Source organism: Massilia rhizosphaerae (assembly GCF_016093545.1).
Taxonomy (GTDB): Bacteria; Pseudomonadota; Gammaproteobacteria; order Burkholderiales; family Burkholderiaceae_D; genus Telluria; species Telluria rhizosphaerae.
Genome location: NZ_JADKYX010000001.1, coordinates 596,435 through 615,025, shown reverse-complemented (window position 1 = coordinate 615,025; position 18,591 = coordinate 596,435). Strand labels below are relative to the sequence as shown.

The following is an 18,591-nucleotide window of genomic DNA, read 5'->3' as shown; positions in this document are numbered from 1 at the left end:
CAATTTTACGGCCGGGGTGTGCGCTGCACCGGCCACCGACTGCATTCGATCACTGAGAAGATGACAACAACGCACGAGAGAGACCAGTCCGGCCGGTTCTACGACATCCTCGTGGCCGAGGACAGCCCGACCCAGGCCGAGCACATCGCCCGGCAGCTGGAACAGGAGCCCGATTGCCGCGTGCGGATCGCCCTCGACGGCGAAGCCGCCCTGGACGCCGCGCGCGCCCGGACGCCCGACCTGGTCATCAGCGACATCGCCATGCCCGGCATGGACGGCTATGCGCTGTGCCGCGCCCTCAAGGACGACCCCGTGCTCGCCGCCGTGCCAGTCCTGCTGCTCACCCGGCTGACGAGCCTGCAGGACATCGTGCGCAGCCTGGAGGCGGGCGCGGACGGCTTCCTGCGCAAGGCCTACGACGCCGGCCAGTTGCGCGGCCGCGTGCGCCGCATCCTGGGCAGCCGCGACGCGGGCGACCCGGCGCGGCCGCTGGAAGTGATGGCGGACGAACGGCGCCACATCTACGAACTGCTCGTCGCCACCCACGACGAGGCGCTGCGCCTGAACGCGGAACTGGACGCCCAGCGCCGCGACCTCGCGCGGATGGTCGACTCGCTCGGGCTGCTGGGCCGCATCGCGGGCGCGCTCAACGAGGCCGCCGGCGAAGCGGACGTCGCCCACGCGGCGCTCGAGCACCTGCAGCACGTCCCGGCGCTCGCGGGTGTCGCCATCAGCGCCGCCACGGCCGACGGCACCCTGCGCCTGCTCGCCCAGCGCGGCGGCGCGCCCGCCGCCGACGCCTGCCGGTGCGCGCACGGCGGCGCGGTGGACGATCCGGCATGCGTGTGCCTGCCGCTGTGCGCGGGCGAGCGCCGCCTCGGCGTGCTGCACGTGCGTGCGTGGCCGGACATGTTCGGCGCCGACGAACGCAGGCTGCTCGACGCCGTCGCGCACCAGGTCGCCCTCGCGCTCGAGCGCGCGCGCCTGTACACGCGCGCGGAGGCCCTCGTCGTCGAACGGACGGCGGACCTGCGCTCGGAACGCAACCGCCTGTCCGCCGTCGTCGAAACGGCCGGCACGTTGGTGCTGCTGACCGATCCGGACGGGCGCATCGTGACGTTCAACCGCGCCTGCGAGGAATCGCTGGGCTGGCGCGCCGACCAGGCGCTGGGCCGGCGCTGCTGGGAAGTGATGCGCGGCGCCGACGAACCGGACATCGTGCGCCGGGTGTTCGCCGGCCTGGCCGGCGGGCCGCCGCCACAGCGCCTGCAGGGCGAATGGCGCACGCCGGACGGCCGCACGCGCAGCATCGCGTGGACGCACACGCTGCTGCGGCGCGAAGACGGCAGCGTGGAATTCGTCCTGGCGGCCGGCATCGACGTCACCGAGCTGCGCGGCGCCGAACAGCGCCTGCACTATGCCAGCAACTACGACGCCGTCACCGGGCTGCCGAACCGCGACCTGTTGCGCGAGCGCCTGCGCCGGATGAAGGCGCAGGCCAAGGCCGACGACCGCATCCTCGGCTTCATGCTGCTGCGCTTCGGCCGCATGGCGCTGATCCGCGAAGCGCTCGGCCCGGGCGCGGAGCAGGCGATCCTGCAGGAGGCGGCGGCGCGCCTGCGCGACGTGGGCGCGCTCGACTTCATCGCGCGCTTTTCCGAAGGCGCGTTCGGCCTCGTGCTGGTGCGTGACGACACCGACGAACTGGCCGCCGGCGCGCGCCGCGTGCTGGCCGCACTCGGCGCGCCGTACGCGTACGAGCGGGAGGAGTTCCACCTCGATCCGGCGCTCGGCATCGCGATCTATCCGACCGACGGCGTTGCCTACGAAACGCTGGCCAGGGGCGCGGAAACGGCGCTGCGCCAGGCGGCGGACGGCGTCGGCCAGCGTTACGCGTTCTGGCGTCCGGAACTCAACCAGGACGCCAACGACCGCTTCAAGCTCGAAAGCAGCCTGCGCCGCGCCCTCGAACGGGGCGAGCTGGAACTCCATTACCAGCCCCAGATCACCATCGACGGCGGCGCCATCGCCAGCGCCGAGGCGCTGCTGCGCTGGCGCCATCCGGAGCGCGGATTCGTCCCGCCGTCCGTGTTCATTCCGCTGGCCGAAGAGTCGGGACTGATCCTGGAGATCGGCGAATGGGTGCTGCACCAGGTCTGTTCCCAGCTGCACGCGTGGCGCAGCGCGGGCCTGCCCGTCGTGCCCGTGGCCGTGAACCTGTCGGCGCGCCAGTTCGACGAACAGATCCTCGTCACCGTGCAGCGCGTGCTCGACGATTGCACGCTCGAGCCGGACCTGCTGGAGCTGGAGCTGACGGAAAGCGCCTCGATGGCCGACGCCGACAAGAGCTTCACGCTGCTGGCCCGGTTGAAAGCCATCGGCATCCGGCTCGCCATCGACGATTTCGGCACCGGCTATTCGAACCTCAACTACCTGAAGCGCTTTCCGGTCGACCGCCTGAAACTGGACCGGTCCTTCGTGCAAGACCTGGAGTCGGACGCCGCCGACCTCGCGATCGCGCGGGCCGTCATCACGATGGCCCACGGCCTGCGCCTGTCGGTGGTGGCGGAAGGGGTGGAGACGGCCGGCCAGCTGCGGTTGCTGGCGGACCTGGGATGCGACCTCGTTCAGGGCTGGCTGTTCAGCCCCGCGGTGCCGGCGGAGAAATTCGCCGCGATGCTGGCGACCGGACAGGTGCCGGCCGCCGCCGCGCATCAAGCGCCGATGTAGACGATCTTGAAGGCGAAGAGGGCGGCGATCACCCAGATCACCGGCTTGACCTCGCGCGCGCGGCCCGTCGTCAGCTTCAGCGCGGCATACGTGATGAAGCCGAACGCGATGCCTTCCGCGATCGAGTACGTGAACGGGATCACGAGCGCGGTGATGGCGGCCGGTACGGCCTCCGTCGTGTCGTTCCACTCGATGTCGCCGAGGTCGCGCAGCATCAGGCAGGCGACGAACAGCAGCGCGGGCGCCGTCGCGTAGGCCGGCACCACGCCGGCCAGCGGGGCGATGAACAGGCAGGCGAGGAACAGGACGGCCACCGTCAGCGCCGTCAGGCCCGTGCGGCCGCCGGCTTGCACGCCGGCCGCGCTTTCGATATAGGCCGTCGTGCTCGACGTGCCCAGCATGGACCCGGCGACGATGGCCGCGCTGTCGGCCAGCAGCGCCTTGTTCAGGCGTTCCATCTTGCCTTCCACGAGCAGGCCCGCGCGGCTGGCGACGCCCATCAGCGTGCCGGTCGCGTCGAACAACTCCACGAGGAAGAACACGAGCACCACGTTCAGGATGCCGACGCCGAAAGCGCCCTTGACGTCCAGGTGCATGAAGGTCGGCGCGATCGACGGCGGCGCCGACACGAGGCCGTGGAACGTGTTCCCGCCGAAGAAGAAGGAGAGGATGGTCACCGCGACGATGCCGATCAGGATCGCGCCGCGCACCTTCAGGCGGTCCAGGGTGACGATCAGCAGGAAGCCGAAGACGGCCATGATGGCCTCCGGCTTGTGCAGGTCGCCCGCCTGCACGAGGGTCGCCGGACTGGCCACGACGATGCCGGCGCTCTTGAAGGCGATGAGCGCGAGGAACATGCCCAGGCCGACCGTGATGGCCACGCGCAGCGAGCGCGAGATGCCGTTGACGATCAGCGCGCGCAGGCCGAACACGGAGACGAGGATGAACAGGCAGCCCGACACGAACACGGCGCCCAGCGCCGCCTGCCAGGGCACCTTCGTGCCCAGCACGACGGCGTAGGCGAAGTAGGCGTTCAGGCCCATGCCGGGCGCCATCGCGATCGGATAGTTCGCGTACAGCCCCATCACCAGGCTGCCCAGCGCGGCCACGAGGCAGGTGGCGACGAACACGGCATCCTTGGGCATGCCGGCGTCGCCGAGGATCGTGGGGTTGACGAAGATGATGTAGGCCATCGTCAGGAACGTGGTGACGCCGGCCTGGATCTCCGTGCGCGTGTTGGTGCCGCTCTGGCGCAATTTGAATAGGGATTCGAGCATTCTGTGGCTCCTTGTTGTCGTGATGGCCGCAGGCGTTGCATCCCTGCATCACCGGCCGGTGGGCGAAGCATACCATTCGCGCCGGGCCCGGCGAAGCCACAAAGTCCTTGCGCTGGTAATATATTAGGCCTACCATTCTGATATATCAGAACCGCTACCTAGGAGCTACACGACATGACCGCCTTCATGGACCAGGACTTCCTCCTCACCACCGACGTGGCCCGCAAGCTGTACCACGACGTCGCCGCCGGCCTGCCGGTCATCGACTACCATTCGCACCTGCAGCAGGGCGAGATCGCCGAGCGCAAGACCTTCCGCAACATCGCCGAGCTGTGGCTGGGCGGCGACCACTACAAATGGCGCCTGATGCGCACGGCGGGCGTGCCGGAGGAGTATTGCACGGGCGACCGCTCGGACAAGGAAAAATTCCTGGCCTTCTGCAAGGTGCTGCCGCTCGCGATCGGCAACCCGATCTACCACTGGAGCCACCTGGAGCTGCGCCGCATCTTCGGCATCGACCTGGTCATCAACGAAAAGAACGCCGAGGCGATCTGGGAGCAGGCGAATGCGAAGCTGGCCGGCATGGACACGTGGACCTTCCTGGAGCAGGCCAAGGTGGAAATCGCCTGCACGACGGACGACCCGGCCGACGACCTGCTGCAGCACGCGGAAATCGCGCGCTCCAGCCTGAAGACCCGCGTGCTGCCGGCCTACCGTCCGGACAAGGCCATGCGCATCAATAACCCGGGCTTCGCCGAGTACGTCGCGCGCCTGGCCGACGTGGCGGGCGTGAAGATCGATTCGTTCACGTCGTTGATCGCCGCGCTGGCCAACCGTGTGGAATACTTCCATGCGCGCGGCGGCCGTATTTCGGACCACGCGATCGACATTCCGCTGCCCACCGTCGCCGCGACGGCCGGCCAGCTGGAAGGCCTGTTCGCGAAACGGATGAAGGGCGAGCTGCTGGGCGACCTCGAACAGGCGCAATATTTGCGCGGCCTGCTGGAGGCGATCGGCGCCGTCTACGCAAAGTTCGACTGGACGATGTGCTTCCACATCGGCGCCATGCGCAACAATAACCAGCGTATGCTGGAAACCCTGGGCCCGGACACCGGTTTCGATTCGATCTCGGACATGACGACCAGTAACGGCCTGGTGGCGCTGCTGTCCGCGCTGGACGCGAACAAGCAGTTGCCGAAGACGATGTTGTTCAACCTGAACCCCGCGATGAACGAAGTGCTGTCGACGATGATCGGTAATTTCCAGGACGGCAGCGTGGCCGGCAAGGTGCAGTTCGGCCCGGCCTGGTGGTTCAACGACCACAAGCTCGGCAACCTGAACCAGATCCTCGCCTTCGGCAACCATTCCGTGCTGGGCATCTTCGTCGGCATGGTGACCGACTCGCGCAGCTTCGCCTCCTATCCGCGCCACGACTACTTCCGCCGCCTCGTGTGCCGCCAGCTGGGCGAATGGGTCGCCGCCGGCGAATACCCGGAAGACTACGATGCGCTGGCGACCATCGTGCGCGGCATCTGCTACGAAAACGCCAAGAACTATTTCAAGCTCTGATTGGGCAAACATGCAAAAAGTAATCTGCATTCACCCGGACGACAGCATGCTGGTCGCCCTGACCGACCTGGCGCCGGGTGATGTCGTGACGTGGAACGGGGAGAGCATCCTCGTCGGAACAAAGGTCAAGACCAAGCACAAGCTGGCGCGCCGCGCCTTCGCCGAAGGCGACCTGCTGACGATGTACGGCGTCGTCGTCGGCAAGGCCACGCAGCCCATTCGCAAGGGCGAGGCCGTCACGACCGACAACCTGGCGCATTACGCGTCGGAGGTCGAGATCGGCGAAAGCAAGCCTTACACCTGGACCCCGCCGGACGTGTCGGACCTGCAGGGAACGACGTTCGACGGCGTCGTGCGCGCGGACGGCCGCGTGGGCACGGCGAACTACTGGCTGATCTTCCCGCTCGTGTTCTGCGAGAACCGCAACGTCGAGCACCTGCGCAATGCCCTCGAGGGCCCGCTGGGCTATTCGACCAACGATCTCGCCTCGCTCACGTTCCAGCTGCTGGGCGAGGACATGGAGACACCCAAGCCGGTCGTGCGGCCGTTCCCGAACGTGGACGGCGTGCGCATCATCACGCACAACGGCGGCTGCGGCGGCACCCGCGCGGATGCGCGCTCGCTGTGCAAGATCCTGTCCGCCTACGCCGACCACCCGAACGTGGCCGGCATCACCGTGTTCTCGCTGGGCTGCCAGAACGCGCAGATCGCCATGTTCAAGGACGCCCTCGCCAAGCAGAACCCGAACTACGACAAGCCCGTGCTGATCTACGAGCAGCAGCAGTGGGACAGCGAAGACAAGATGATGAAGGCGGTGCTGCAGGACACGCTGGCGCACCTGAAGGAAGCGAACAAGGTGCAGCGCCGGCCGGTGCCGCTGTCGCACCTGAAGATCGGCGTCAAGTGCGGCGGCTCGGACGGCTTCTCGGGCATCTCCGCCAACCCGGCGATGGGCTATGTCTCGGACATGGTCGTCGCGGTGGGCGGCTCGTCGATCCTGGCCGAGTTCCCGGAACTGTGCGGCGTGGAAGCGAGCCTGATCGAGCGCTGCGTCGAGGACGACGACAAGCGCCGCTTCCTCGGCATGATGCGCGACTTCGAACAGCGCGCGCTGGCCGTCGGCACGCATTTCGCCGACAACCCGAGCCCCGGCAACATCCGCGACGGCCTGATCACGGACGCGATGAAATCGGCGGGCGCCGCGAAGAAGGGCGGCACGTCGCCGATCGTCTCGGTGCTCGACTACGGCGAGCAGACCGACAAGCAGGGCCTCGCGCTGCTGTGCACCCCGGGCGGCGACGTCGAATCCGTCACCGGCATGGTGGCCTCGGGCGCGAACGTCGTGCTGTTCTCGACGGGCCTCGGCACGCCGACCGGCAATCCGATCGTGCCCGTGCTGAAAATCTCCAGCAACAGCCGCGTGGCGGCGAAGCTTTCGGACCTGATCGACTACGACTGCGGCCCGATCATCGAAGGCGAGCCGCTGCCGGACGTGGCGAAAGGCCTGTTCGCCATGGTGGTGGACACTGCCGCCGGCAAGTACAAATGCAAGGCCGACCGCCTGCAGCAGTACGATTTCATCTTCTGGAAACGCGATATTTCACTGTAAAGAAAGACCGACCATGAACCAACTCCGCCGCACCGCCCCGTTCGCGCTGCCCGTCAAGATCCTCCAGTTCGGCCAGGGCAACTTCATGCGCGGCTTCTTCGACTGGCAAATCGACCTGCTCAACGAACGCACGGGCCTCGACGCCGGCGTCGTCGTCGTGCGCCCGCGCGGCGGCTCGAGCGCGCCGCTGCTGGACGTGCAGGACGGCCTGTTCACCGTCCTCGTGCGCGGCCTGGACGAAGCGGGCCAGCCCGTCAAGGCCTACCGCAAGGTCGAATGCGTGCAGCGCGAGATCGACCCGTCCACGATGTACGGCGACTACCTCGCCCAAGCCGGCAATCCGGACCTGCGCTTCGTCGTCTCGAACACGACGGAAGCGGGCATCACGACCAACGACACCGACCGCCAGGCCGACGCGCCGCCGTTCACGTTCCCCGCCAAGCTCACGCAGTTGCTGTTCGCGCGCTACCTGGCATTCGACGGGGCGCAGGACAAGGGCCTGATCCTGCTGCCGTGCGAACTGATCGACAAGAACGGCGACGCGCTGAAGAACGCCGTGCTGCATTACGCGCGCCTGTGGGAGCTGCCGGCCGGCTTCGCGGCCTGGATCGGCGACGCCTGCACGTTCTGCAACACGCTCGTCGACCGCATCGTCACCGGCTACCCGTCCGCGGACGCCGCGCAGATCGAGCAGGAACTGGGCTATGCCGACCCGTTCCTCGTGGCGGCCGAATATTACTACCTGTTCGTGATCCAGGGCCCGGCCTCGGTCGGCGCCGAACTCAAGCTGGCGGGCAGCGGCTTGAACGTGAAGCTCGTCGACGACATCACGCCGTACAAGAAGCGCAAGGTCGGCATCCTGAACGGCGGCCACACGACCCTCGTGCCGGTCGCCCTGCTGGCCGGCCTGGAAGCCGTCGGCCCGGCCGTCGACGACGAACAAGTGGGCGCCTTCCTGCGCGCCGCCATCGCCGAGGAGATCATCCCGGCGCTGGAGATGGACCGTGCGGAGCTGGAAGCGTTTGCCGCCGACGTGCTGCTTCGCTTCCGCAACCCGGCGATCTACCACCGGCTCGCATCGATCGCGCTGAACAGCTGGAGCAAGTTCGCCGCGCGCGTCATGCCGCAGCTGCTGCGCTTCGCGGAACTGCACGACGGCCGTCTGCCGCGCCGCCTCGTGCTGGCCATGGCCGCGACGATGGTGCTGTACCGCGGCGGCGTGATCGACCTCGCCGACGATGCGGCCACGCTCGCGTGGTTCCGCGCCGGCTGGGACAAGGTCGGCACGGGCGCCTGGACGCTGGACGACCTGGCCCGCGGCTGGCTCGCGAACGCGGCACTGTGGGGCCGGGACCTGAACGGCGTGCCGGGACTGGCCGCGCAACTGGCCGCCGACTTGCAGGGCATCGAAGGGCAGGGCATCCGCGCGCTGCTGAAGTAATCCGAGAAGTATCAATCGACAGAAGAAGGCCGAGGGCGCGCCGCGCCCGACGGCCCGGGACCGTGCGCGCCCGAATGGCGGGCGCCATCAAGCAGGAGACAAGCATGAACAAGCCGAAAGGCATGCGCTGGTGGATGGTCGGGCTGGTCACGCTCGGCCTGATCGTCAACTACCTGGCCCGCAACACGTTGTCCGTCGCGGCGCCGACCATGATGGCCGACCTGCACATCGACACGAAGCAGTATTCGTACATCGTCGTCGCGTGGCAGATCTGCTACGCCGTCATGCAGCCGGTCGCCGGCTTCGTGCTGGACGCGACCGGCACCAAGATCGGCTTCGCCGTGTTCGCGTTCGCGTGGTCGCTGGCCTGCGCCGGTGCCGCGCTGGCGTCCGGCTGGCAGAGCATGGCGTTCTTCCGCGGCCTGCTGGGCCTGACGGAGGCGGCCGGCATCCCGGCCGGGGTGAAAGCGACGACGGAATGGTTTCCCGCCAGGGAGCGCTCGGTCGCCATCGGCTGGTTCAACATCGGCTCGTCGATCGGCGCACTGTGCGCGCCGCCGCTGGTCGTGTGGGCGATCCTGCACGCGGGCTGGCAGTGGGCGTTCGTCATCGTCGGCGTGCTGGGCGCCGCGTGGACCCTGCTGTGGATGGTGTTCTACAAGCACCCGCGCGACCAGAAGCTGCTGTCGGACGCGGAGCGCGACTACATCCTCGCCGGCCAGGAAGCCAGGCACCAGGACGGCGCGGCTAAGGCGTCGTGGCGCGACATCGTGCGCAGCCGGAATTTCTGGTCGATCGCGATCCCGCGCTTCCTGTCCGAGCCGGCCTGGCAGACGTTCAACGCGTGGATCCCGCTGTACATGGCGACGGAGCGGCACATGGACCTGAAGGAGATCGCCGCGTTCGCGTGGCTGCCGTTCCTCGCGGCGGACATCGGCTGCGTGCTGGGCGGCTATCTGTCGCCGTTCGTGCACCGGCACATGAAGGTGTCGCTGTTCGCCTCGCGCAAGTGGGTGATGGCATTCGGCTCGCTGTGCATGATCGGGCCGGGCTGCATCGGCCTGGTGGCGAGTCCCTATGCCGCGATCGCGCTGCTGTGCGTCGGCGGGTTCGCGCACCAGACCTTGTCCGGCGCGCTGTACGCGATCACGTCGGACGTCTTCGGCAAGCACGAGGTGGCGACGGCGACGGGTCTCGCCGGCATGTCCGGCTACCTGGGGGCGACGCTGTTCACGCTGTTGTTCGGCATCGTGGTCACGCACGTGGGGTACAGCCCGATGTTCGTCGTGCTGGCCGTGTTCGACCTGCTGGCGGCGATCGTCGTCTGGACCATGGTCCGCACGAACGGTCCGCGGCCCGCCCTGCAAACGGATGCCCCGGCCGCGGCCGACATCCGGTAAACTCTGCGGCCCAGACAACCCACACGCACGACAAGGACATACGATGGCAGCACACACCGTCTACGCGATCGGCGAATGCATGATCGAACTGCAGAAGAGTGCGCAAGGCGAGCACCCCGCGATGGATTACCGCTTCGGCGGCGACACCCTGAACACGGCCGTGTACATGGCGCGCCTGCTCGATCCGGCACTCGCCCAGGTCGCGTACGTGACGGGACTCGGCACGGACGGCATGTCGGCCGAGATGCTGGCCGCGTGGGAGCGCGAAGGCATCGCCACGGACTGCGTGCAGCGCCTGCCGGACCGGCTGCCGGGCATCTACATGATCGAGACGGACCCGGACGGCGAACGCCGCTTTCACTACTGGCGCCGCGACTCGGCCGCGCGTCACTGGCTGGAAGCGCCGGACGCCGGCCGCGTGCTCGCGCAACTGGCCGAAGCGCGCATGGTCTATTTGTCGGGCATCAGCCTGGCGATCCTGTCGCCCGCCGACCGCGACCTTCTGATCGCAACGCTGGCCCGGTGCCGCGCGGCCGGCGGCACCGTCGTCTTCGACAACAACTACCGTCCGCGCCTGTGGGAGGACGCGGAGACGGCGCGGGACGTCTACGGCCGCGCGCTCGCGCACGCGGACATCGCGCTGCTCACGCTGGACGACGAGGTCGCGCTGTACGGCCCGGCCGACGCCGCCGGCGTGGTCGAACGCACGCGCACGCTGGGCGTGGGCGAAGTGGTCGTCAAGTGCGGCGCCGCGCCGTGCGTCGTCTGGCACGACGGGCGCCTGCACGAGGTGGCGCCGGCGCCCGTGAAGGACGTGGTCGACACGACCGCGGCCGGCGATTCGTTCGGCGCGGCCTACATGGCGGCCAGGCTGTCCGGCAAAGGCCCGGAGGACGCGGCGCGCGCCGGGCACCGCCTGGCCGGGACCGTCATCCGCCACCGCGGCGCGATCATCCCCCGCGACGCGATGCCGCGCGACTGAACGCGGCCCACGGCACGACCGAGTTTCGCTACACTTCCGACCATGAACACGCAACCTCCACCCATTCCCGAGATCGACGCCGAGAGCGGCATGAGCGCGTCGCGCCGCGTCTACCTGTGCCTGCGCCGGCGGATCGTCGAAATGAACATGCTGCCGGGCGCGCGCGTCGTGGAGCGCGACATCGCCGAGGAATTCGGCACGAGCCGCACCCCCGTGCACGAGGCCGTGCAGCGCCTGGCCGACGAAGGCCTGATCGAGATCGTGCCGCGCTCGGGCACGTTCGTCGCCCGCATCCCGCTGGACGCGCTGGAGGAAGCCAACCTCGTGCGCCACGCGCTGGAGACGGCGATCATCGAAAAGGCGGCGGGGCGGGTCGGCCCGGAGGACGTGGCGCGCCTGCGCGCGATCCTGGCCGAGCAGGAAGCCGCCATCACCGCCAACGACTTCGCCACCTTCCACCGCACGGACGAGCGCTTCCACGCGCTGCTGACCGAGCTGTCGGGCTATCCGGGCGTGTGGCCGATCATCCAGCAGGCCAAGACGCAGATGGACCGCTACCGACAGCTCACGCTGCCGCTGGAAGGCCGCATGGCCGGGGTGCTGGAAGAGCACCGGGCCGTCGTCGACGCCGTCGAGGCGCGCGACCCGGCCCGCGCCGTCGCCGCCATGCGCGAACACCTCGACCACGTGATGCCGGTGCTCGAGATCACCCGCAAGCTGCGGCCGGAATTCTTCACGACGCACATCGACGTGCGGCCCGCCCGCTGAGGGCGCTTTTTGGGCGCGCGGGCGTTTGGGTGCCGCGCGACCGATTTGCTACCATGGCGACTTGTCCACTCTTATGAAGTCAGCCATGCCCAACAACAAGCGCCCGGCCAAGGGCCCGTCGGCCCAACCCATCCGCAAAGGGAGGAAACCCGGCAAGCCGGCCAAGCCGGCGGAAGCGGAGCCCGACGAACTGGCCCAGAATCTCGTCGACCTGGCGCTCGAGATCACCGAGCGCGAGTCCGCCGACGCGGCCCAGCTCTCCGCCCGGCGGCAAGACTTGACGGTGCTGATCCGGCGCCTGCTGCGGCGCAAGCACGACGACGTGCTCGTCGGCGCCATCGAAGTGGCCCGCTACACGGACGCCGATTGCTGCCGGTTGCTGCGCGAGCGCGTCGAGGAAGAAGCCGCGACGTTGCACGTACGGGGCGACGATGACGCGGAACTCGAGATCGACGCCTTCATGATTCCGCTGTTCGTGCACAGCACCGGCGGGATCGACCAGGACGAGGTGTTCCGCGACGACGCCGATTTCGAAGCCCTGATGGACAGCTTCCGCCAGGCCGGCTTGGCCAGCGCGGGCACCCGGATCGTCCTCGTGCGCCACGTGTACGACCTGGACGCCGTCGACCGCATCCGCTACAGCGACCTGCAGGAGATGCTGCGGGAAGCCGCGCAGGCGCTGCGTTCGCGCAAGCTCGTGCCCACGCCCGCCATCGAAGCGAGCATGCGGCCCTGGATCGGCGGCGACTACGAGCCGGACGACGAGGCGATGGAATTGCGCTTCCTGCTCGGCTTCGCGCTGAAGGCGGCCGGCGACCCGTTTTACCATGTGCCCGCCGACGAGGCGGCCGCGGACGCCTATTTCGAGGGCCGGATGGCGCGCTATCGCATGTGGGCCGGCAGCGTCGCGCCGCTGCTGCAGCGCTGCCTGTCGAGCCACCCGGGCGACGTCGAGCTGAACTTCCTGTACCAGGACCTGTTCTTCGGCGCCAAGGAGCAGGGTGTGGCCGAGCTGGCCATGCTGGCCACCCTGGCCGAAATCAATCAGCGCCTGGACGAGCAACAGCGCGCGCCCGAACGCATCAAGGCCGTCGTCGCGCCGGTCGAGGCGAACGGCGAGCCGGTGCTGCGCGTCAACCTGTACCCGCTGGACGGCGGCGCGCCGCTCGCCACCGTCGACAAGCCGCTGGACCTGGCCGCCGACCTGGAAACCGAGCTGGCCGACCTGTGCGACGCGCTGGGCACGGCCGGCCTGGACGGCGTGCTGCTGGCCCGCGGGTTCGACGCGGGCGGCGAACCGGAAGACGCGGAACCCTATCTTTCGGCCTGAGCCGCGGCGCCGCGCAAGCGTAGATGAGGCGACTTCGTAGTGTATTTTCTTGCGTCCGCGTAGGAGGGAACCTACATGGTTGAGCACTCTGACGAGCTCTCCTAGGGAGACCCGGACCGTATTCCGTTCGACACATTTCCTCATGCCAATATTGCAATGCATAAATGAAAATATTAAGAATTTTGCATGATACGATTCACTGGTCCGGCACTTGATCTGTCGGTGTTGTTCAAGCATCGGCGCATCCGTGGCGGACCTTGAATCCAGATCAACTAGAACGCCCCAAGGCGAAAGGAAATCAACATGCCGACCCTGATCGTGTTTTGCCATCTGCGCTGGGACTTCGTCTTCCAGCGCCCCCAGCACCTCATGACTCGCCTGGCGGAACACTACCGGATCCTGTTTGTCGAGGAACCGGTGTACGACGCGGGGCAGGCGCACCTGAAGAAGACGGCCGTCGCGCCGAACATCACGGTGTGCCAGCCGCATACCGGCATCCAGGCAGCCGGCTTCCACGACGACCAGATCCCCACGCTGCAGACGCTGCTGGCGGACCTCGTCCCGGAAGGCGAACGTCCCGTCGTCTGGTTCTACACGCCGATGGCCCTGCCGCTGCTGCAAGGCTTCGACCCGGCGCTCGTCATCTACGACTGCATGGACGAACTGGCGGCCTTCAAGAACGCCCCCAAGCAGCTGCTGCAGCGCGAAAATGCGCTGCTGAACATCGCCGACCTGTGCTTCACGGGCGGCCCGAGCCTGTACCAGTCCAAGCGCGAGCGCCACGCCAACGCGCACTGCTTCTCGAGCAGCGTCGACGCCAGGCACTTCCAGCAGGCGCTGGACCGCGGCTACAGCCACCCGGAGCAGGAACACCTGGCGCGCCCGCGCCTCGGTTTCTACGGCGTCATCGACGAACGCTTCGACACGGAGCTCGTGCGCCAGGTGGCCGCGGCGCGCCCGGAATGGCAGATCGTGCTCGTGGGCCCCGTGGTCAAGATCGACCCGGCCAACTTGCCGCGCGCGCACAACATCCACTACATGGGACAGCGCACGTACGAGCAGCTGCCGCAATTCCTCGCCGGCTGGGACGTCTGCCTGCTGCCGTTCGCGCTGAACGAATCGACCAGGTTCATCAGCCCGACCAAGGTGCTGGAGTACATGGCGGCCGAACTGCCGTCCGTCAGCACCCCGATCACGGACGTGAAGGTGCCGTACGGCGACGTCGTCGCCATCGCCGACACGCCGGACAAATTCATCGCCGCCTGCGAACGCATGCTGGCGATGACCCCGGCGCAGCAAGCGGCGCTGACGGAGCGCATGCGCGCCATCGTCGCGAACACGTCCTGGCACAAGACGGCGGCGAAGATGCACGAGTTGATCCAGACCACCGCGCCCAGCAACAAGGCGCAGCGCTTCATCGCCCGCGCGGAAGAGGCGGACTTCGACGACGTCGTCAATGCCGAGAACGTGAACCCGCTGCCGATCGCGGCGCTGGCCGCGCGCATGACGCCGCCGAAGGACGGCATGGCGAAGGCGGCCGGCTGAGTCCAGCCGCCCGCCGGCGAAGCGTCCCGCGCCGCCAGGTGCGGGCGCTGTCGTCGCCGTGATGCATCACGTTAATTGCGCAAGAAAAGACGCAACCCGCTGATTATTTTCGGCATTTCCCGCTGCGCGCGATTGTTATCGATACAATCGCGCGATGCGAATCCCTACACTCTTCATCACGCTCCTGCTCGCCCTCGTGTGCGGCCGCGCGGGCGCGCAAGGCACGGCGACCTGGATCTGGTATCCGGGCGACTTCGAAATCTGGCTGAGCAACAAGATGCAGGTCCAGCGCGTCGAACGCGACGTCGCCTGGCCGCCGTTCTGGCGCCTGTACAGCCATCAACCGCAGGTCAACTTCATGCGCCAGGTGGACCTGGCGGCGCCGGAAGACGTCGACGTCACCGTCGAAGGCACGTACAACGTCGCCATCGACGGGCGCTTCGTCCACGGCGACCAGCGCCACATCCACGTCCCCGCCGGCAAGCATGCGCTCAACATCCAGGTCTACAATGCCGTGTCGCCGCCGGCCGTGTACGTGCTGGGCCGGACGATCCGCTCCGACGACGGGTGGACCGTCGGCCCGCGGCCGAACGTGGCCTCGACCGTCCACGCCGCCCGCTGGAATCTCGACACGGCCGCGCAGGCGCCGTCCCGCTTCCGGTTGCCCACGCGCGACGTGCAGCCCGTCAGCGTGCAGCGGGCAGGGCGCTCCATCCTCGTCGACTTCGGCCGCGAGACGATCGGCTTCGTCAAGCTCAGGAACGTCAGCGGCAGCGGCCGCGTGACCTTGACCTACGGCGAATCGCGCGAGGAAGCGCTGTCGGCGGCGGGCGCCGAGACCCTGGACACGGTCACGATCGATGCCGCCCACGGCGACGTCACGGCCCCGACGTCGCGCGCGCTGCGCTACGTGAACATCCAGGCGGATGGGGACGTGAGCGTCGGAGACGTGTCCCTGCGGTACGAATACCTGCCGCTCGCGCACCGCGGCACGTTCCACAGTTCGGACGAAGAATTGAACCGCATCTGGGACGTGGCGCAGCGCACGCTGGCATTGAACACGCGCGAATTCTTCACCGACGGCATCAAGCGCGACCATTGGGTCTGGTCCGGCGACGCCGTCCAGGCCTATCTGATGAATTATTACGCGTTCTTCGACGCCGATACCGTCAAGCGGACCACGTGGGCGCTGCGGGGCGCCGACCCGGTCGACATGCACATCAACACGATCCTGGACTATTCGCTGTACTGGTTCATCAGCATCCGCGACTATTACCAGTACACGGCCGACGCCGACTTCGTGAAAAGCATCTACCCGCGCATGGTGACGCTGATGGATTTCGTGCTGGGACGGCGCGACGCCGACGGCATGCTGGCAGGCCTGCCGGGCGACTGGGTCTTCGTCGACTGGGCCGACATGCCGAAGGATGGCGAGCTGGCCGTCATCCAGCTCTTGTTCGCGCGCAGCCTGGACGCGATGGCCGATTGCGCGACGCTCGTGCACGACGACGCGAAGGCCGCCACCTACCGCCGCCTGGCGACGGACCTCAAGGCGAAGATCATGGCGACGTTCTGGGACCCGCGGCGCCAGGTGTTCGTCCACGCCCGCAAGGACGGCCGGTTGAATCCCCTCGTCACGCGCCATCCGAACATGTTCGCGCTGCTGTTCGGCTACCTGGACGACAGGCAGGCGGCCGCGATCCGCCGGGACGTGCTCATGAGCGACAAGGTGCCCAAGATCACGACCCCGTACATGCGGTTCTACGAACTGGCGGCCCTGGCGGAAAGCGGAGAACAGGCCTATGTCACGGGCCAGATCAAGGATTACTGGGGCGGCATGCTGCGTGCCGGAGCCACGTGCTTCTGGGAGCAGTACGACCCCAACGAGCAGGGTGCCGCGCGCTACGCCATGTACGGCAAGCCGTTCGGCAAGAGCCTGTGCCACGCGTGGGGCGCGAGTCCTTTGTACCTGCTCGGCAAATACTATCTCGGCGTGCGGCCGACGCAGCCGGGATACGCGGCCTACGTCGTGGCGCCCGCCCTGGGCGGCCTGCAATGGATCGAAGGGAAGGTGCCGACGCCGCACGGCGACATCGCCGTGTACGCCGACACCAGACGGATCGAGGTGACGGCGGCCGCGGGGCAGGGCGTGCTGCGCTTCACGAGCACGACGCCGCCGCACGCCGACGCCGGCACGATCCGCCAGGTGGGTGAGCGCAGCTACGAGCTGCCGCTGGAAGGCGGGAAGACGGTGATGGTCACACGGACGGAATGACGATGGCGGGGCTGCCCCGCGGGTAGGTTCGGGGCCCGGTCGCGGAAACGTGTTGCCGGGCTCTAAGGGTGCATTTATAATTCGGAAAGTACATTATAAATTAAAAACCCTGGAGACCTCATGTCCCGTCTTGCGCTCACCTCCGCCTTGGCCCTTTGCGGCTTGCTTTGCAACCCGCTGGCCCACGCCGCCGACAAGGCCGGCCCGCCCGTCAAGCTCACGCATATCGCCGGCCCGTTCACCGCCGACCCGGCGTCGCTGAATAAGTACGAAACCCCCGAATGGTTCCGCGATGCCAAGTTCGGCATCTGGGCGCACTGGGGACCGCAGTCCGTGCCGCGCGCCGGCGACTGGTATGCGCGCAATATGTACATCTACGGCACGCCGCAGTACGAGCATCACCTCAAGCATTATGGCCACCCGAGCAAGTTCGGCTACAAGGACATCATCCCCTTGTGGAAGGCGGAAAAATTCGATCCGGACGCCCTGATGGCCCTGTACGCCAAGGCTGGCGCCAAGTATTTCGTCAGCATGGGCGTCCACCACGACAATTTCGACCTGTGGGATTCGAAATACCACCGCTGGAACGCCGTCAAGATGGGGCCGCACCGCGATATCGTCGGCGCCTGGGAAAAGGCGGCCCGCAAGGCCGGCCTGCGTTTCGGCGTGTCCGAGCACCTGGGCGCCAGCTACGGCTGGTTCGGCACGAGCCACGGGCACGACGAAGTCTTCCCGGAGCTCGGCGTGCCGTACGACGGCGCCGATCCGAAATACCAGGACCTGTACCACACGCCGCACGACGAAATCTTCGGCCCCGGCGCGAAGTGGTACACGAAGAACACCGCGTTCCACCAGGAGTGGTTCAATCGCATCACCGATCTGGTCACGCACTACAAGCCGGATTTGCTGTACTCGGACGGCGGCATCCCGTTCGGCCTGACCGGCAGGACCCTGCTCGCCAACTTCTATAACGACAACATCAAGACCCACCACGGCAAGCTCGAAGCCGTGTACAACCACAAGAACTTCGGTTCCGGCGAATTCCTGCCGAAAGCCGGCGTGCAGGACGTCGAACGAGGCGTCATGAACGGCATCCAGCCGCTGCCGTGGCAGACCGACACGTCGATGGGCGACTGGTTCTACAGCGAGGGGTACAAGTACAAGACGACGCAGGACGTCGTGTACATGCTGGCGGACATCGTCAGCAAGAACGGCAACCTGCTCCTCAACGTGGTGCAGTATCCGGACGGCAGCCTGCCGCCCGAGTCGCGCACCTTCCTCGACGAGATGGCTGCCTGGATGAAGGTCAACGGCGATGCCATCTACGGCACGCGGCCGTGGAAGATCTTCGGCGAAGGCCCGACGAAGCTGGAGTCCGGCGCCTTCAAGGAAAACGCCGCCTACACCGCGAGCGACATCCGCTTCACGACCAAGAACGGCGCGCTGTACGCCATCACGCTGGGCGAGCCGAAGGGCCAGGTACGCATTGCCTCGCTGGGCGCGCGGGCCGGGCTGGAAACGCGGCCGGTCAAGTCGGTGTCGCTGCTGGGCGCGACCGCGGCGCTGCACTGGCAGCAGCAGGACGATGCGCTCGTGATCGACCTGCCGGCCAGCCTGCCGACGGCGATCGCGTCCAGTTTCAAGATCGATTTCTGAAGAGACAAC

Annotated in this window: 12 protein-coding genes; 11 read left to right on the top strand and 1 reads right to left on the bottom strand. The window is 67.6% G+C overall.

Going from position 1 to position 18,591, the window contains the following annotated elements; all coding sequences use genetic code 11:
• The first annotated feature begins 60 nt into the window (after nt 1-60).
• Nucleotides 61-2,730, top strand: coding sequence for a GGDEF/EAL domain-containing response regulator (locus ISF28_RS02555; protein WP_198115548.1), 2,670 nt, complete (start codon nt 61-63; stop codon nt 2,728-2,730).
• On the opposite strand, the gene ISF28_RS02550 is transcribed toward ISF28_RS02555, so the two are convergent.
• Nucleotides 2,715-4,007 carry an NCS2 family permease gene (locus ISF28_RS02550; RefSeq protein WP_198115547.1) on the bottom strand — a complete coding sequence of 431 codons (1,293 nt, stop codon included), beginning with the start codon at nt 4,005-4,007 and terminating at the stop codon, nt 2,715-2,717. The two genes, ISF28_RS02555 and ISF28_RS02550, sit on opposite strands and share 16 nt — an antisense overlap.
• A 174-nt stretch (nt 4,008-4,181) precedes the next feature.
• Here ISF28_RS02550 and uxaC point away from each other — a divergent pair, with 174 nt between their 5' ends.
• The 10 genes from uxaC to ISF28_RS02500 all read left to right on the top strand — a co-directional run bounded on the left by uxaC (nt 4,182) and on the right by ISF28_RS02500 (nt 18,582).
• Nucleotides 4,182-5,576, top strand: a complete 1,395-nt coding sequence (gene uxaC, locus ISF28_RS02545) for a glucuronate isomerase (protein ID WP_198115546.1) — start codon at nt 4,182-4,184, stop codon at nt 5,574-5,576.
• Between the two features lie 10 nt (nt 5,577-5,586).
• Nucleotides 5,587-7,185 carry a UxaA family hydrolase gene (locus ISF28_RS02540; protein WP_198115545.1) on the top strand — a complete coding sequence of 533 codons (1,599 nt, stop codon included), beginning with the start codon at nt 5,587-5,589 and terminating at the stop codon, nt 7,183-7,185.
• Between the two features lie 13 nt (nt 7,186-7,198).
• Nucleotides 7,199-8,626, top strand: coding sequence for a tagaturonate reductase (locus tag ISF28_RS02535; RefSeq protein ID WP_198115544.1), 1,428 nt, complete (start codon nt 7,199-7,201; stop codon nt 8,624-8,626).
• Between the two features lie 104 nt (nt 8,627-8,730).
• Entirely contained in the window at nt 8,731-10,026 is a 1,296-nt protein-coding gene (locus ISF28_RS02530) for an MFS transporter (protein WP_198115543.1), read from the top strand.
• 43 nt (nt 10,027-10,069) lie between these two features.
• On the top strand, nt 10,070-11,008 hold the full coding sequence (gene kdgK / locus ISF28_RS02525; RefSeq protein WP_198115542.1) for a 2-dehydro-3-deoxygluconokinase: 939 nt from the start codon (nt 10,070-10,072) through the stop codon (nt 11,006-11,008).
• Between the two features lie 42 nt (nt 11,009-11,050).
• The gene (locus ISF28_RS02520) at nt 11,051-11,776 is read left to right on the top strand and encodes a GntR family transcriptional regulator (RefSeq protein ID WP_229518815.1); all 726 of its coding nucleotides are present in this window, start codon (nt 11,051-11,053) and stop codon (nt 11,774-11,776) included.
• A gap of 85 nt (nt 11,777-11,861) precedes the next feature.
• Nucleotides 11,862-13,106, top strand: coding sequence for a DUF2863 family protein (locus ISF28_RS02515; protein WP_198115541.1), 1,245 nt, complete (start codon nt 11,862-11,864; stop codon nt 13,104-13,106).
• A gap of 303 nt (nt 13,107-13,409) precedes the next feature.
• Nucleotides 13,410-14,651, top strand: coding sequence for a glycosyltransferase family 1 protein (locus ISF28_RS02510; RefSeq protein ID WP_198115540.1), 1,242 nt, complete (start codon nt 13,410-13,412; stop codon nt 14,649-14,651).
• Nucleotides 14,652-14,805: 154 nt separating this feature from the next.
• Nucleotides 14,806-16,926 carry an alpha-L-rhamnosidase-related protein gene (locus ISF28_RS02505; RefSeq protein WP_198115539.1) on the top strand — a complete coding sequence of 707 codons (2,121 nt, stop codon included), beginning with the start codon at nt 14,806-14,808 and terminating at the stop codon, nt 16,924-16,926.
• Nucleotides 16,927-17,046: 120 nt separating this feature from the next.
• Nucleotides 17,047-18,582, top strand: a complete 1,536-nt coding sequence (locus tag ISF28_RS02500) for an alpha-L-fucosidase (protein ID WP_198115538.1) — start codon at nt 17,047-17,049, stop codon at nt 18,580-18,582.
• Nucleotides 18,583-18,591 lie beyond the last annotated feature (9 nt).